Annotated in this window: 13 protein-coding genes; 6 read left to right on the plus strand and 7 right to left on the minus strand. The window is 72.4% G+C overall.

The genetic code is table 11. The features are described from left to right. Window positions 1-118: 118 nt before the first annotated feature. On the plus strand, window positions 119-397 hold the full coding sequence (locus ABVB68_RS02150; RefSeq protein ID WP_353599081.1) for a DUF1876 domain-containing protein: 279 nt from the start codon (window positions 119-121) through the stop codon (window positions 395-397). Between the two features lie 356 nt (window positions 398-753). On the opposite strand, the gene ABVB68_RS02155 is transcribed toward ABVB68_RS02150, so the two are convergent. The 4 genes from ABVB68_RS02155 to ABVB68_RS02170 form a co-directional block, all read right to left on the minus strand. After that, entirely contained in the window at window positions 754-1,914 is a 1,161-nt protein-coding gene (locus ABVB68_RS02155; RefSeq protein WP_353599082.1) for a serine hydrolase domain-containing protein, read from the minus strand. 139 nt (window positions 1,915-2,053) lie between these two features. Beyond that, window positions 2,054-2,827: an energy-coupling factor ABC transporter ATP-binding protein gene (locus ABVB68_RS02160; protein ID WP_353599083.1), complete on the minus strand. Its 774-nt coding sequence runs from the start codon at window positions 2,825-2,827 to the stop codon at window positions 2,054-2,056. Continuing rightward, window positions 2,815-3,576, minus strand: coding sequence for a cobalt ECF transporter T component CbiQ (gene cbiQ / locus ABVB68_RS02165; protein ID WP_353599084.1), 762 nt, complete (start codon window positions 3,574-3,576; stop codon window positions 2,815-2,817). Before cbiQ ends, ABVB68_RS02160 begins: the two co-directional genes overlap by 13 nt. A gap of 1 nt (window position 3,577) precedes the next feature. Next, window positions 3,578-4,639 carry an energy-coupling factor ABC transporter permease gene (locus tag ABVB68_RS02170; RefSeq protein ID WP_353599085.1) on the minus strand — a complete coding sequence of 354 codons (1,062 nt, stop codon included), beginning with the start codon at window positions 4,637-4,639 and terminating at the stop codon, window positions 3,578-3,580. Between the two features lie 182 nt (window positions 4,640-4,821). Between ABVB68_RS02170 and ABVB68_RS02175 the strand changes: the two genes are divergently transcribed. Next, entirely contained in the window at window positions 4,822-5,160 is a 339-nt protein-coding gene (locus tag ABVB68_RS02175) for an SsgA family sporulation/cell division regulator (protein ID WP_353599086.1), read from the plus strand. A gap of 190 nt (window positions 5,161-5,350) precedes the next feature. On the opposite strand, the gene ABVB68_RS02180 is transcribed toward ABVB68_RS02175, so the two are convergent. Both ABVB68_RS02180 and ABVB68_RS02185 read right to left on the minus strand, forming a co-directional pair. Continuing rightward, a complete protein-coding gene (locus tag ABVB68_RS02180) occupies window positions 5,351-7,015 on the minus strand; it encodes a penicillin-binding transpeptidase domain-containing protein (RefSeq protein ID WP_353599087.1) in 1,665 nt (554 codons plus the stop codon). A 96-nt stretch (window positions 7,016-7,111) separates the two neighbouring features. Further along, the gene (locus ABVB68_RS02185; RefSeq protein WP_353599088.1) at window positions 7,112-8,746 is read right to left on the minus strand and encodes a penicillin-binding transpeptidase domain-containing protein; all 1,635 of its coding nucleotides are present in this window, start codon (window positions 8,744-8,746) and stop codon (window positions 7,112-7,114) included. Between the two features lie 474 nt (window positions 8,747-9,220). Between ABVB68_RS02185 and ABVB68_RS02190 the strand changes: the two genes are divergently transcribed. After that, window positions 9,221-9,931, plus strand: a complete 711-nt coding sequence (locus ABVB68_RS02190; protein WP_353599089.1) for a hypothetical protein — start codon at window positions 9,221-9,223, stop codon at window positions 9,929-9,931. 327 nt (window positions 9,932-10,258) lie between these two features. On the opposite strand, the gene ABVB68_RS02195 is transcribed toward ABVB68_RS02190, so the two are convergent. After that, window positions 10,259-12,016, minus strand: a complete 1,758-nt coding sequence (locus ABVB68_RS02195) for a dolichyl-phosphate-mannose--protein mannosyltransferase (RefSeq protein WP_353599090.1) — start codon at window positions 12,014-12,016, stop codon at window positions 10,259-10,261. Window positions 12,017-12,141: 125 nt separating this feature from the next. Between ABVB68_RS02195 and rsmI the strand changes: the two genes are divergently transcribed. The 3 genes from rsmI (at window position 12,142) to ABVB68_RS02210 (ending at window position 14,970) form a co-directional block, all read left to right on the plus strand. Then, on the plus strand, window positions 12,142-12,990 hold the full coding sequence (gene rsmI / locus ABVB68_RS02200; RefSeq protein WP_353599091.1) for a 16S rRNA (cytidine(1402)-2'-O)-methyltransferase: 849 nt from the start codon (window positions 12,142-12,144) through the stop codon (window positions 12,988-12,990). Window positions 12,991-13,607: 617 nt separating this feature from the next. Beyond that, window positions 13,608-14,006, plus strand: coding sequence for a hypothetical protein (locus ABVB68_RS02205; protein ID WP_353599092.1), 399 nt, complete (start codon window positions 13,608-13,610; stop codon window positions 14,004-14,006). Between the two features lie 67 nt (window positions 14,007-14,073). Continuing rightward, window positions 14,074-14,970: a TatD family hydrolase gene (locus ABVB68_RS02210; protein ID WP_353599093.1), complete on the plus strand. Its 897-nt coding sequence runs from the start codon at window positions 14,074-14,076 to the stop codon at window positions 14,968-14,970. Window positions 14,971-15,038: the final 68 nt, after the last annotated feature.

Consider the following 15,038-nt stretch of genomic DNA (forward strand, 5'->3'; position numbering starts at 1 on the left):
GGCCGCTCACCTCACGCGGCGGTTGCCCGGGTACCGGCACGCAGGTTCCGGGCACCGACATGACGGGCGGGGCCGACCGGCGCACCCTGGAAGCAGTGGTTTTCCGGAGGTGGTCGACATGATGCACACCGTTGTGGGATGGCACGTCGAGCTGGAGTTCACGGAGGACGACGATCAGCACACGCGCGCGGTGGCGATGGTCCGTCTGCCCGACGGCTCCGAGGTACGGGCGCACGGCCGCGCCAGCCGGCACCGCGTCGACTCCAACCAGCCCCGGGTCGGCGAGGAGATCGCCGGCGCCCGCGCGCTCAACGAACTGGCCATGCAACTGCTGACCAAGGCGCACGAGGAGATCGACGCGGATTCCGGCCGGACCTCGCACCCCATCCACGCGTGACGCGAGAGGCGGGGCCGCGCCGGCCTCCGGGACGGCGCGCCCCGCGAACGGCGCGGCCACACCGCCCACGCGCTCGACCGCGCCCGTGCCCGCGCTTGACCGTGCCCGCGCCCAGGCGGGACCGTGCCCGTGCCCGCGCTTGACCGTGCCCGCGCCCAGGCGGGACCGTGCCCGCGCTTGACCGCGCCCGTGCCCAACCGGGCCGCGCTCGACCGCGCCCGCGCCCAGGCGGGACCGCGGCCAGGCGGGACCGCGCCCGCGCTTGACCGCGCCCCGTGTCTAACCGGGCCGCGCTCGACCGCGCCGTGCCTAACCGCGCCGCGCTTGACCGCGCCCAGGCGGGACCGCGCCCGTTCCTAGGCGAGTGCCGTGCGCAGCGCTCGTACCAGTGCCTGGGCCCTCGGGTCCGCCGTCACGCCCTTGCGGAAGCCGTTGGTGACGTAGCCGAAGGAGACGCCCGTCTCCGGGTCGGCGAAGGCGAGCGCGCCGCCGCGGCCGGGGTGGCCGAAGGAGGTGGGGGAGAGCAGCGGGGAGGCGCTGCCGTGCAGCATGTGACCGAGGCCGAAGCGGGTGCCGACCACGAGGACCCGGTCGGCCCCGGCGGACTGCTCGGTGCGGGCCAGCTCCGTCGTCGCCGGGGCGAACAGGCGCGTTCCGCCGTCCACCTCGCCGATCAGCGAGGCGTAGAAGCGGGCCAGGCCGTCGGCGGTGGCGATGCCGTTGGAGGCGGGCAGGGCGGCGGCGCGGTAGGCGGGGTCGTTCTCGTCCGGCAGCGGTGTGATCGCGGCGAACGCGCGGCGCGTCAGGGAGTCCGGGTCGGCGTAGGCCTCGGCGACGGCCCGCTTGGGGCGGGTCCGCAGGCCGCCCGCGGCCTCGGGCGCCTCGACGGGGCCGACGCGTCCCACGCGCGCGGTGTGCGACGCGGGCAGACCCAGCCACAGGTCGGCGCCGACGGGCCCGGCGATCTCCTCAGCGATCCACTCGCCCACCGGGCGGCCGGTGACGCGCCGGACCAGTTCGCCGGTGAGCCAGCTGAAGGTCTGGGCGTGGTAGCCGTGGTCGGTGCCCGGCTCCCAGGCCGGCGCCTGCCGGGCCACGGCCGCCGCACCGAGGTCGGGGTCGGCGGCCTCCCGCGGGGTCAGCGGGCGGTCGAGCACCGGCACGCCGGCGCGGTGCGCGAGCAGATGCCGTACGCGCGTGTGCTCCTTGCCGGCCGCCTTGTACTCCGGCCAGTACGTGCCGACCGGGGCGTCCAGGTCCAGTTCGCCGCGCTGGTGCAGGAGCAGCAGCGCGGCGGCCGCGACGCCCTTGGTCGCGGAGCGCACGATCTGCGCGGTGCCGGGCTCCCAGGGGGCGTCGCCGTCCACGTCCCTGGTGCCCGCCCACAGGTTCACGACCCGGTGTCCGTCGCGGTACGCGGCGACGGCCGCACCGCGTTCGCCGAGCAGGGCGAAGTTCGCCGCGAACGCCTCCCTGACCGGCTCGAAGCCCTCGGCCACAGTGCCGTTCACGTCCACGCCCGCCGTCCCTTCCGATCACCTGCGACAGTGCGTGCAACAGCGGCCCCGCGCCTGCGATTCCTCGCCGGACGGCGGCCGGACGTGAGGTGTCTCTCAGCGCCGCCCGGCGGTGCCCCGGTGAGTGCGGGGCGCTGTGTCACGCGCGGCCCGGTGCGGGGGCCACCGTGCGCGGATCGAAGCCGAAGGGCAGCTCCAGGCGGTGCGCGCGCATCAGCCCGTCGTCGGAGAGCAGTTCGCCGGTCGGGCCGTCCGCCGCGATCACGCCGTCGCTGAGGATCATGGCGCGTGGGCACAGCTCCAGGGCGTACGGCAGATCGTGGGTGACCATGAGGACGGTCACGTCCAGCGAGCGCAGGATGTCGGCGAGTTCGCGGCGGGAGGCCGGGTCGAGGTTGGAGGAGGGCTCGTCCAGGACGAGGATCTCCGGCTCCATGGCGAGCACGGTGGCCACGGCGACGCGCCGGCGCTGGCCGAAGGAGAGGTGATGCGGCGGACGGTCGGCGAAGTCCCGCATGCCGACCCGTTCCAGGGCGTGCCGCACCCGTTCCTCCAGCGCGGCGCCGCGCAGCCCGGCGGCGGCCGGGCCGAACGCCACGTCCTCGCGCACGGTCGGCATGAACAACTGGTCGTCGGGGTCCTGGAAGACGATGCCGACCTTCTGCCGGACAGCGGCCATGTGTGTCCGGCCGACCGGCAGCCCGGCCACGGTCACCGTGCCGGTGCCACCGCCCAGGATGCCGTTCAGGTGCAGGACCAGGGTCGTCTTGCCGGCGCCGTTCGGTCCGAGCAGCGCGACCCGCTCACCGCGGGCGAGGCGGAAGTCGACGCCGAACAGGGCCTGGTGGCCGTCCGGGTAGGCGAAGGCGAGGCCGGAGACCTCCAGGGAGGCAGGTGTAGTCACAGGACCCATCCCAGCAGACAGACGGTGAGGGCGGCGCAGGGGAGCGCGAGGGCGTACGACCACTGCGCCCGGGACGCGGTCACCTCGTCGATGACCGGCATCGAGCCGGCGTACCCCCGGCTGACCATGGCCAGGTGCACGCGCTCCCCGCGTTCGTAGGAACGGATGAACAGCGCGCCGGCGGACTTGGCGAGCACACCCCAGTGGCGCACGCCCTTCGCCTCGAAGCCGCGCGACTCCCGGGCGATCCGCATCCGGCGCATCTCGTCGGTGATGACGTCGCCGTAGCGGATCATGAAGGAGGCGATCTGCACGAGCAGCGGCGGCAGCTTCAGCCGCTGGAGCCCGAGCAGCAGCTCGCGCAGTTCGGTGGTGGCGGCGAGCAGCACGGAGGCGGCGACGCCGAGGGTGCCCTTGGCCAGCACGTTCCAGGCGCCCCACAGGCCGCTCTCACTGAGCGACAGCCCGAGGACGTGTACCCGCTCGCCCTCCGCCACGAACGGCATGAGCACCGCGAACGCGACGAACGGGACCTCGATCAGCAGCCGCTTGAGCAGGAAGCCGGCGGGCACGCGCGCGTGGTGCGCGATGAACGCGAGCAGGACGGCGTACACCGCGAACGCCCACATCGCCTCCCGGGGGGTCGACACCACGATCACCACGAACAGGAAGACGGCGGCCAGCTTGGTGTGCGGCGGCAGGGCGTGCACGGGCGAGTGGCCGTGCCGGTAGAGGCGGTGCGCGTGTCCCGCTCCCATGTCAGACGCCCGGGCCCGCGGTGGAGGCGGGGGACACGTCCGCGCCGCGGCGCCGGCGCACCGCCCAGAACACCGCGCTGCCCGCCACGACGGTGACGCCGACGCCGATCACGCCCGCGAGGCCGCCGGACAGACGGGCGTCGGAGACGTCCTTGACGCCGTAGCCGGAGAGCGGGGAGTCGGCGGCCGCGTGCGCCTCCGCCTTCTTGTCGATCCCCTTGTCGTGCGCGACCTTCTCCAGGCCGTCGGGGTTGGCGGAGGCGTAGAAGCTGACGAAGCCGGCCAGGACGAGGGAGGTGACGAGGCCGGTCACCCACAGTGTGCGCCGGGAGGTGCGCGCCGCCACGGGAGCCGTGGGCGCCTCGGCCGCGGGGGCGTCGACCAGTGTGCCGTTCACCCGCAGCTGGAGCCGCTGCCGCAGGCCGTGCGCGCCGTGCACGAGGTCCGGGCGTACGGCGACGACGGCGCCGACGGTGAGCGCGGTGATGACGGCCTCGCCGATGCCGATCAGCACGTGGACGCCGATCATCGCGGTCGCGACCTTGCCGAGCGAGATGTCGGTGGTGCCGCCGATCGCGTAGATCACGGTGAAGGCGACGGCGGCGGCCGGCACGGAGAGCAGCGCGGCGACGAAGGAGGCGAGGGTCACCGAGCGCCGCCTGCGGGGCAGCACGGCGAGCAGACCGCGGAAGACGGCATAGGACACGACCGTCGTGACGATCGCCATGTCGGTGATGTTGACGCCGAGAGCGGTCAGCCCGCCGTCGGCGAACAGCACACCCTGCATGAGCAGGACCACCGACACGCACAGCACCCCCGTGAAGGGGCCGACGAGGATCGCCGCCAGCGCGCCCCCCAGAAGGTGGCCGCTTGTTCCGGCCGCGACGGGGAAGTTGAGCATCTGTACGGCGAAGATGAACGCCGCCACCAGACCGGCCAGCGGGGCGGTGCGCTCGTCGAGTTCGCGGCGGGCGCCGCGCAGGCTCACCGCGAGGGCGCCGGCGGCGACCACTCCGGTGACGGCGGAGGTGGGGGCGTCGATGAATCCGTCAGGTACATGCACCGTACGATTTTAGAACCTTCTTGCAACTGATGTGCAAGAACCAGTCGGTCGTCCGGCCGAAACGGGCGGCGGTTCCGCGGGATCTGCCGGCTCGAGGAGCGCGGACGGCGAAATGTGCGACATTGGAGGGAAAGCGGATGCACGGCTTTCGCATAGGTCACACTGCGTGAAAGGGCGTTCCGATGTCTGTAGTCGAACAGTACGCGCGCGCCCATATCGTCACGGACGAAGAGGACCCGGGGGCCGTCCCCGTCGTGCTGCGGTACGACCCGGACAGCGATCCACGGTCGGTACGGGTCGGCCTGCCCGGCGCGTACGAGTGGACCTTCTCCCGCGCCCTGCTGGAAAAGGGGCTGCGGGCACCGGCCGAGAGCGGTGACGTGCGGGTGTGGCCGTGCGGACGTGTCCAGGCCGTCGTGGAGTTCCACACGGACTGCGGCGTTGCCGTGGTGCAGTTCGAGTCCAAGACCCTGGTCAGATTCCTGCGCCGGACCTACACCGTCGAGCCGGTACGGACCTGACGCGGCGGGTCCGGTACGGCCGCCCGCCGAGCCGCCGCTACGGACCTGACCGAGCGGGCCGGTACGGCGACCGCCGCGTCGGCAGGGACGACGGTCGGCTTTCCGCCTCCGGCGGCGGTGGGCTCGCCCTCTCCAGCCGCGATCGGCCCGCCGTCTTCGGCGGCGGTCGGCTCGCCGTTTCCGGCAGCGGTCAGCTCGCCGTCTTCAGCAACGTCGCCACGATCGGGCCCGCCGTGTCGCCGCCGTGGCCGCCCGCCTGGACCACGCCCGCCGCGGCGAGGTCGCCCCGGTAGGCGGTGAACCAGCCGTTGGGCTTCTTCTGCCCGTCGACCTCGGCGGAGCCGGTCTTCGCGCCGTAGTCCGGGCCCAGTCCGGACATCGCCTGGGCGGCGGTGCCGTACGCGGCCGTGTACTGCATCATCTCGCGCAGCTGGGCCAGCGTCTTGGCGGACATGGTGCGTGAGGCGGTGGCCAGGGTGCGGTGGTCGACGGACGGGGACACCAGGTACGGCTGGTGGAAGGTGCCCGTCCGCACCGTGGCCGCCACGGAGGCCATGTTCAGCGGGTTCATGCGCACCCCGCCCTGCCCGATCAGCGAGGCCGCCATCTGGGCCGCCGACTGGACCGGCACCGAGCCGTCGAAGCTGGGCACACCGATCGCCCAGTTGTTCATGGACAGGCCGAAGACCTGCTGCGCCTGCTTGGTCAGGTCGTCGTTCTTCAGCTTCTTCGCCTGGCTGATGAAGGCCGTGTTGCAGGAGCGGGCGAAGCTCGCCTTGAGCGTGCCGCCCTTGATCTCGAAGTCGTCGTCGTTGTGGAACTTCCAGCCGCCGTAGGTGAACGTCTTGGGGCAGGGGTGCTTCTTGTCCGCCTCCGCCAGGCCCTTGTCGATCAGCAGCGACGAGGTGATGACCTTCATCGTGGAGCCGGGTGCGAGGGAGCCCTGGAAGGCGGTGTTGAAGCCGTGCCCGCTGTTGGCGGCGGCGAGGATCTCGCCGGTCGAGGGGCGCACGACGACCACGGAGGCGCCGTCCCGCTTGCCGACCTGCCGTTCGGCGGCCGCCTGCAGGGCGGGGCTCAGCGTCGTCCGCACCGTGCCCGGCGTGCCCTTGCTCAGCTCCACGAGCGTCTTGTCGGACAGCTTGGCCGTCCTGGACGCCTTGCCGCGCACCACGCGCAGTTCGATGCCCGCCCGCCCGCCCGCCGTCTTGCCGTACTTCTCCCGCAGGCCGTCCAGCACCGTGCCCAGCGAGGGAAAGCGGGCGGCGGTCAGCTTGCCGCCGTCGCGGTCCAGCGCGGTGACGGGCGGGGTCCCGGACTCGCCGGTGACGAGCGTGTCGCCGTCCCTGAGGTCCGGGTGGACGACGGAGGAGTGCCAGTCGACCAGCGGCCTGCCGTCGCTCGCCCGTCGGACGACGGTGAGCGAACTGCCGTAGGAGAGCGGCCTGCCGAGCTGCTTGTAGGCGACCGTCGCCTTGACGGCGAAGGGCACCTCGGCGCCCTTCGCCGTCCCGGCGGTGAGGGTCACGTGCGTCAGCCGGGCGTCCTTGGTGTAGCCGGTGAGGAGCGCTCCGGCGGCGGCCGGGTCGTCGGTGGCGGCGGCCGCCTCGGCGACCGAGCCCCGCTGCCAGGCGGTGAGGAAACGCGTCGAGGCCGCGCGGACCTCCGCGGCGGTCGGCGGCCCGGTCCTGACGGCCTTGTGGGCCGCGTCGGACGCCCGCTCGTCGGCCGAGGCGCCCCCGCCGTACAGCGCGTAGACGCCGAACCCGGCGCCGCCGACGACCACGGCGATCATCCCGCCGAGCACGGCGGGTCTGGTGTTCCGTCGCACGGCGACGCGCCTTCTCTTGCCCACAGCCTCAGTTCCTCCGCGCCTTCCCCTGGGTCCCCGCAGCCCTCACACCCCTCAACGACGTGCTTCACCTTAAAGTCCCCGCCGTGGCGGGTGATATCAGCCGGCGTTCCGTAGCACGCTTGCGACAATCGGACCGGCCGCGTCGATGCCGTGACCGCCGTCCTGGACCATCGCGGCGGCCGCCACGTCGTTGCGGTACCCGGTGAACCAACTGTCAGACCTCGCCTGCCCGTCGGACTCCGCAGAGCCGGTCTTCGCGCCGAAGTCCGGGCCCAGTCCGGACATGATCGGTGCCGCGGTGCCGCTGGTCGCGGTGCGTTTCATCATCGCGCGCAGCTGTGCGACCGTGCCCGACGGCAGCCCACGCGCGTGTGCCGGTTCGCGGTGGTCCAGCGAGAGCGGCACGAGCACCGGCTGCCGGAAGGCGCCGGTCATCGCGGTCGCGGTCACCGAGGCCATGTTCAGGGGGCTCATCTGGACCTGGCCCTGGCCGATGAGGCCGGCCGCCTTGTCCGGGCCGCCGGCGGCGGGCACCCGGCCGTCGAAGGTCGGTACGCCGATCTGCCAGTTGTTCCGCCCGAGCCCGAACCGGTCCTGCGCCTCCGCGGCGAGGGAGCCCGGCTCCAGTTCGTCGGCGAACTTCACGAACGCCGTGTTGCAGGAGCGGGCGAAGCTGTCCGAGAGGGTGGCGTGCTCGTCCGGCTGAAGGCCCCGGAGGTTGTGGAAGGTCTGGCTCAGCGAGACGGCGGACGACGGGCAGGGCGCCGGTCCGTTCGCGGTGGTCTTGCCGTGGTCGATGAGGGTCGCCGCACTGATGATCTTCATGGTGGAGCCGGGCGGGCGCTCACCGAGCAGGGCCGCGTCGAAGCCGTCGGTACGGTTGTTGGCGACGGCCAGGATCTCGCCGGTGCTCGGCTTGACGGCCACGACGGAGGCGTTCGGGTACTTCATCACCGCCGTCTCGGCCGCCGCCTGCGCGCTCGCGCTCAGCGTCGTACGGAGCTTGCCGGTCCTGCCCGCGACGAGGGTGAGGAGCGGGGTGTCGGCCGGGCCGGCGCCGTCCGGACCGGTGTGCCGTACGGCCAGCTCCACGCCGGCCCGGCCGCCCGCCTTGTCGCCGTACCGCTTGCGCAACTCGTCCAGGACCGGGCCGAGAGAGGGGTACTTCTGCTTCGTCAGCACGGTGCCGTCACGGCCCACCGCCTGGATCGGCGCGGCCGCCGACGCGTCCGTGACGAGCGTGTCCCCGGTGCGCAGCCGTGGGTGCAGGACGGACGGCTTCCAGTCGACCAGCGGGCGGTGCGTGGTCCGGCCGCGTACGACGGTCAGCCTGCTCTCGTAGGCGAGCGGTTTGGACGCGCCGCCGTACGACACCGTCGCCCTGACCGTGAACGGCACGCTCGTGCCGGTGGCCGCGCCGGGGGTGATGTGCACCCCGGTGATGTGCGCGTCGTCGCCGTAGGCCGTCAGCAACTGCTCGGCGGAAACGGGGTAGTTCGTGTACGACGCCGCGGTGTGAGCGTCGCCCTTCTCCCAGGCGGCGAAGAACTTCGCCGTCGTGTCCTTCACCTCGTCCCCGCCGGGTGGACCGGACTTCACGGACGCGCTCCCGCCGCCCGTCGCGCCGTCGCCGCTCAGCGCGGACAGGATGTTGTAGGCGCCGTAACCGGCGCCTCCCAGCACCGCCGCGCACACCCCGCCTATGACCACGCCCTTGACCCCGCTGCGCATCCCCCGCACTCCTCCCCGTCCCCGCCGGCCTGTGCCACGCCTGCCGTCCCTGCCGCGTCCACCATTACCTGAACGCGTTCAAAAGACAGATCCGGATGCACTGTAAGCGGTTGCGGAGCCGGTGTGACCGGAGTTGTCGAAAACGTGACGGGATCCGGGCGTCCAGCCGCATGCGTGAACGCGGTGCCGGTGTGCAGGGCACAGGAGTGGACGAAGTGAGCACGGTGCGGCCGGCGGGGCACCTGAGCAGGCACTTCACGCCGACTGGGCGCGCGACCTCCACTCTGGGCCGTATGTGGGCCGTCACCACGGGCGGGGGCCGGGTGAGAGGGCGCGTCCAGGGGCACGTGCGGGTGGACGTGGTGCACGTTCACCGCGCCTCTCATCGGCATGCTCGTTGCGCAGTTGGTCGGGCTAGGATCCGACGGCGCTTCCAGGGGCGGGGGCTCGGTTGCATGCTGGGGAGAGGCGAACGTGGAACGAAGACGGACTCGTGTCGCGGGCTGGGTGGTTGCGGTGTCGCTGGCCGCGATCCTGGTGGGTGTGACCGACTGGTCGTCCGACCCGGCCAAGAGCGCGCTGTCGTTCGCCTATCAGCGCGAGGGGGGCGACAACCGCATCAGCCAGACATTGACCATCAAGAACGCGAACACGGAGTCGGTCGTCCCCGTACTGGCGTTCACCGCGCTCGACCGGAACGGCGACCCCCTGCCAAGGGTGCATGTCCGAACCGTCTTCGGCAGCGACAGCGGCCGTCTGGTCGTTCCGTACGGGACGTTTCTCGACATCCTGCGCTTCTCGGGGGCCGGTGAACACCAGGTCTACGACGTTCGCGTCACCGTCGAGCGTCTCGTCGCCGCCAAGAGGCGGGCCAACGTGCACCCGGTGACCGTTGAGGAGCTGGACAGCACCGGACGCGCGGTGAGCAAGTTCACACGCTTCACCACCGTGCGCGTGACGAACATCGACCCTTATCCGGTGACGGCACGTGTGGCCTACCTCGTCTACGACCAGCCGGCGGAGGGCGAGACGCAGCAGGCGGTGTCCGTCACTCCCATCGGAGGGCTGGTCCACGTCCCGGCTGGCGGCAGCGCGGACGTCAAGGTCACCGGTGCCGCCGCCACTGCCGTGGGCAGGTACTCCGGCGGTCCGGCCGTGAGCGTCAAGGCATACAACTCCCAGTGATCAGTGGCGGCGGCCTGCTCCCGCCGCCACTCGGATCACCTACGGATACAGCTCGTCACCGCCTTCCCGGGGCGTCCCTCACTGCTCGGCATGAGGTGCGCACAGGCGCGGAGGGTGAACCTCGGGTCGGCATGACCGAGTGAGGAACTCGGGGGCCGGATGCTCTCGCCCGACGAGGAGCCGAACGTGATCGGACTGCACATCAGCCCGCTTTCAGAGCCGGGCCGTCCTCGGACCGTCCGAAGGTGGCCCACGACAACCGCTGACGACCGACAACGACCACGAGGGCGCGGCCGGCTGCCGCGCCCTCGTGCCGTTTCCGCCCGGCTAGACCCAGGTGTCCAGCCACATCCGCGACCGCCACTGGTCTATGGGGATCGCCGTGCCCGTGTACAGGGGCCAGAAGTAGATGAAGTTCCAGGCGATCAGCAGGACCAGTACGCCCGCCGCCGTTGCGCCGATCACCCGGCGGGTGTCGGTGGAGCCCGGTGGGCCGATGATCGCTCCGATCATCATCGCCACCGCGAGGCACAGGAACGGCAGGAAGACGACCGCGTAGAAGAGGAAGATCGTCCGCTCCTGGTACAGGAACCAGGGCAGATAACCGGCGGCGATGCCACAGGCGATGGCGCCGGCCCGCCAGTCGCGGCGGAACGCCCAGCGCCACAGGACGTACAGGATGGCGAAGCACGCCGCCCACCACAGCAGCGGTGTACCGATCGCCAGTACCTCCCGCGCGCACTTCTGGCCGGCGTCCGCGGGACAGCCGTCGCTGCCGGGGGAGGGGGACTCGTAGAAGTACGACACCGGGCGGCCCAGCACGATCCAGCTCCACGGGTTGGACTGGTACGTGTGCGGCTGCGACAGGTGCACGTGGAAGTTGTAGACCTCGTGCTCGTAGTGCCACAGGCTGCGCAGCCAGTCCGGCAGGAAGGTCCAGCTGCCGCCCTTGCCGTCGTTGGCCGCCCAGTTGCGGTAGTAGCCGCCGGTGCCGTCGGCCGGGGAGAGGATCCAGCCGGTCCAGGAGGCCAGGTAGACGACGAGCGCCACCGGGACCGTGGCCAGGAAGGCCAGGCCGGTGTCGTACTTGAGAGCCGCCGCGTACGGGTGACGGGCGCCCGCCACCTTCCGGGCGCCGACGTCCCACAGCACCGTCATGACGCAGAACGCGACCATGACGTACAGCCCGTTCCACTTCGTGCCGATGGCCAGGCCCAGCATCACCCCGGCCGCCCAGCGCCAGGGGCGCAGGCCGAAGCGGAACGTATCCGCTACGCCCGCGTCCGGGCGCACCCGCCCGTCGGGGCCGGCCGGCAGCGCGGCGGCCAGTCTCTCCCGTGACCGGTCCCGGTCGACGACCAGGCAGCCGAACGTGGCCACCACGAAGAACATCAGCACGCCGTCGAGCAGCGAGGTCCGGCTCATCACGAAGTGCAGGCCGTCCATCGCCATCAGCGCGCCCGCCAGACAGCCGAGGAACGTCGAGCGGAAGACGCGGCGCCCGATCCGGCACAGCAGCAGCACGCTCAGCGTCCCCAGCACCGCCGTCATGAACCGCCAGCCGAACGGGTCGAACCCGAAGACCATCTCACCGAGGCCGATGACGTACTTGCCGACCGGAGGGTGCACGACGTACGCCGGGTCCGTCGGCACCCGCAGGTGCCCGTGCGTCTGCAGGACCAGGTCGTTGGCGTTCTTTCCGTACTTGTCCCAGCTGACCTCGAAGCCGTGGTGGACGAGCGCCCAGGCGTCCTTGGCGTAGTAGGTCTCGTCGAATATCACCGCGCGCGGGCTGCCCAGGTTCCAGAACCGCATCACGCCCGCCATCAGCGTCACCAGCAGCGGGCCGCCCCAGCCCGACCAGCGGGAGAGCCGCTCGGCGAGGACGGGCGGCACGCCGAGCGCCCGCCACAGCCGGGGGCTCGGTTCGGTGTAGGGGGGCACCAGCCGGGCGCGTACGTCGCCCTCGGGCGCGTCCGTCGCGGGGGTGTACCCGAATCGGCGCAGCCGCTGCCGCCACGACGGCCGCGGGTCGTGCGGCGCCTGGCCCTGCCGGAGGTCCATGGAGGACGCGGTACTGGTCACCGCGCCATCGTAGGGAACCGTTCTGTGCGAGTCCCGTGCATGTGCCGTACAGGTCGGCGCGGGCCGCGTCGCCGGGCGGGGGAACTCGTGCTCCCGGTGGGCGGCCTGCCTGGGAGTATGGGGGTGTGACCGGAACCCTTGTCCTCGCAGGTACCCCCATCGGCGACATCGCGGACGCGCCGCCCCGGCTGGCCGAGGAGCTGGCCGGCGCCGACGTGGTGGCCGCCGAGGACACCCGGCGGCTGCGCCGGCTCACCCAGGGGCTGGGCGTGACACCGGGGGGCCGGGTGGTGTCGTACTTCGAGGGCAACGAGTCCGCCCGCACCCCGGAGCTGGTCGAGGCACTGCTCGGCGGCGCGCGCGTGCTGCTCGTGACCGACGCCGGGATGCCGTCGGTCTCCGACCCCGGGTACCGGCTGGTCGCGGCCGCCGTGGAGAAGGACATCAAGGTCACCGCCGTGCCCGGGCCGTCCGCCGTGCTCACCGCGCTCGCCCTGTCCGGGCTGCCGGTCGACCGGTTCTGCTTCGAGGGCTTCCTGCCGCGCAAGGCGGGTGAGCGGCTGTCCCGGCTGCGGGAGGTCGCGGACGAGCGGCGGACCCTCGTCTACTTCGAGGCACCGCACCGGCTCGACGACACCCTCGCCGCCATGGCCGAGGCCTTCGGGGCCGAGCGGCGGGCCGCCGTCTGCCGCGAGCTGACCAAGACGTACGAGGAGGTACGGCGCGGTCCGCTGGCCGAGCTGGCGCGGTGGGCGGCGGAGGGGGTGCGCGGCGAGATCACCGTCGTGGTCGAGGGCGCCCCCGAGACCGGACCCGAGGAGCTCGACGCCGAGGAGCTGGTTCGCCGGGTGCGGGTGCGCGAGGAGGCCGGCGAGCGTCGCAAGGAGGCCATCGCGGCGGTGGCGGTGGAGGCGGGGCTGCCCAAGCGGGTGGTCTTCGACGCCGTGGTCGCGGCCAAGCGTGCGGGTGACTGAGCGGGCCGGCGCGAACGGCGATCGGGCCGCCCTTCCGCGGTGGCGGGCGGCGGGGCAGCACTGCGCGCCCTGGGTCCGCGCCGCCCGCCCGCTGCCGTGAGCCCCGTGTCGTGAGCCCCGTGGCCTGAGCCGCGTCGCCTGGGTCCCGAGTCCCGATTCCCCGTGTCCTGGGTCCCGAGTCCCGATTCCCCGTGTCCTGGGTCCCGAGTCTCGATTCCCCGTGTCCTGGGCCCGTGTCCTGGGCCCGTGTCCTGAGCCCGCGCCCAGCCGCCCCGCGCCGCGCGTGCGCCCCGCGCGAGGGCCGCTCGCGAGCGTCGTGTGGCGCCTGCGCGTGCGCCCCCTGACCTGCGCAAACCCGCCCTCTGAGCAGCGCTGGTCTCGGGTGAGCGTATGCCCCATGGGACGGCAAAAGCCTGTCACCGATGGCAAAGCGGAGAAGGGTCCGAGAGGCCCTTTTCGGCAAGGAACGTCCAAATCGCATCCAACAGTCGACAGGTCTGATGCGTTCCGGTCACCGGAACTGTCCACTGGTCGCAGGGACGCACCCGTCCCTCGCCCCAGAGTCCCCGGGAGATCCGGGCACCGGGGCGCTTGTCCAGCGGACAAGAGGAGCTGGCATGAGTGACATCGCAGGGCAGACCGGTCTCCGCGGTTCGGCCACAGCCGTCGTCCACGAGTCGTATTCCTTCGCCTGCATGCGCTGCGGGCACGGCTGGGAGCAGTCGTACGCGATAGAGCACCACACGGACGGCGACGGGCAGGAGTTCGTGCGGTACGTGACCGACGGCCGCGTCGTACCCTCGCCGCTGAGCCGGCCGAGCTGCCAGAACTGCGACGGCCACGTCGTGCGGATCATGCGCGCGGGGCAGGTCTCGTCGGTGCGCAGCGCTGCGCAGCACCACCCCGTACCCCAGGCGGCTCCGGTGGAGATACCGGAGGCGCCGGCGCAGCGCAGGGAGTCGCACCACTGGCACCTGTCCGATCTCCTGCACGCGTTCCAGCGCAAGGCGGGCTGACCCCGGCGCATGGCGGCCGGGGCTGATCGCCGCCGTCGTGAGCATGCCCCTTTCGTAGGATCGGGGCATGCCTTCGAACGCCCGCCACAGCCCCAAGGACGACAAGAGCGCGGCTCCGCCGCTCCCGGCACCCCTGGGGGTGCCCGTCGCCGACTCCCACACCCACCTCGACATGCAGTCGGGCACGGTCGAGGAGGGTCTCGCCAAGGCCGCGTCGGTGGGCGTGACGACGGTCGTGCAGGTCGGCTGCGACGTCAACGGCTCGCGGTGGGCGGCGCGGACCGCGGCGGACCACCCGAACGTGCACGCGGCCGTCGCCCTGCACCCCAACGAGGCCCCGCGGATCGTCCACGGCGACCCCGACGGCTGGTCCCGGCAGGGCGCCCGCGAGCCCGGCGGCGAGGCCGCGCTGGACGAGGCACTCGCCGAGATCGACCGGCTGGCCGGACTGCCGCAGGTCAAGGGCGTCGGCGAGACCGGTCTCGACCACTTCCGCACCGGTCCCGAAGGCAAGTCGGCACAGGAGCGCTCCTTCCGCGCCCACATCGAGATCGCCAAGCGCCACGGCAAGGCGCTCGTCATCCACGACCGCGACGCCCACGCCGACGTCCTGCGCGTCCTGAAGGAGGAGGGCGCCCCCGAGCGCACCGTCTTCCACTGCTACTCCGGCGACGCCGAGATGGCCGAGGTCTGCGCCCGCGAGGGCTACTTCATGTCCTTCGCCGGCAACGTCACCTTCAAGAACGCCCAGAACCTGCGGGACGCGCTCGCCGTCGCCCCGCTGGAACTGGTCCTCGTGGAGACCGACGCGCCCTTCCTGACCCCCGCCCCCTACCGCGGACGGCCCAACGCCCCGTATCTCGTTCCGGTCACGGTGCGGGCGATGGCCGCGGTGCGCGGCATCGACGAAGACGCGCTGGCGACGGCGCTGGGCGCGAACACCGCCCGCGCCTTCGATTACTGAACGTACAACATCCATAACCATGCGATAACGCTCACGCGGCCCGGGTCCGGGTTCGAGCGGCACGGTGC

It is taken from the genome of Streptomyces sp. NPDC096012 (assembly GCF_040426375.1).
GTDB lineage: Bacteria > Actinomycetota > Actinomycetes > Streptomycetales > Streptomycetaceae > Streptomyces.

Bases quoted from the DNA above. Each gene is read 5' to 3' on its own strand.
- ABVB68_RS02150 (WP_353599081.1), top strand. From the start codon at position 119: ATGATGCACACCGTTGTGGGATGGCACGTCGAGCTGGAGTTCACGGAG.
- ABVB68_RS02160 (WP_353599083.1), bottom strand. From the start codon at position 2,827: ATGGGTCCTGTGACTACACCTGCCTCCCTGGAGGTCTCCGGCCTCGCC.
- ABVB68_RS02210 (WP_353599093.1), top strand. From the start codon at position 14,074: ATGCCTTCGAACGCCCGCCACAGCCCCAAGGACGACAAGAGCGCGGCT.
- ABVB68_RS02205 (WP_353599092.1), top strand. From the start codon at position 13,608: ATGAGTGACATCGCAGGGCAGACCGGTCTCCGCGGTTCGGCCACAGCC.
- cbiQ (WP_353599084.1), bottom strand. From the start codon at position 3,576: ATGGGAGCGGGACACGCGCACCGCCTCTACCGGCACGGCCACTCGCCC.
- ABVB68_RS02175 (WP_353599086.1), top strand. From the start codon at position 4,822: ATGTCTGTAGTCGAACAGTACGCGCGCGCCCATATCGTCACGGACGAA.
- ABVB68_RS02185 (WP_353599088.1), bottom strand. From the start codon at position 8,746: ATGCGCAGCGGGGTCAAGGGCGTGGTCATAGGCGGGGTGTGCGCGGCG.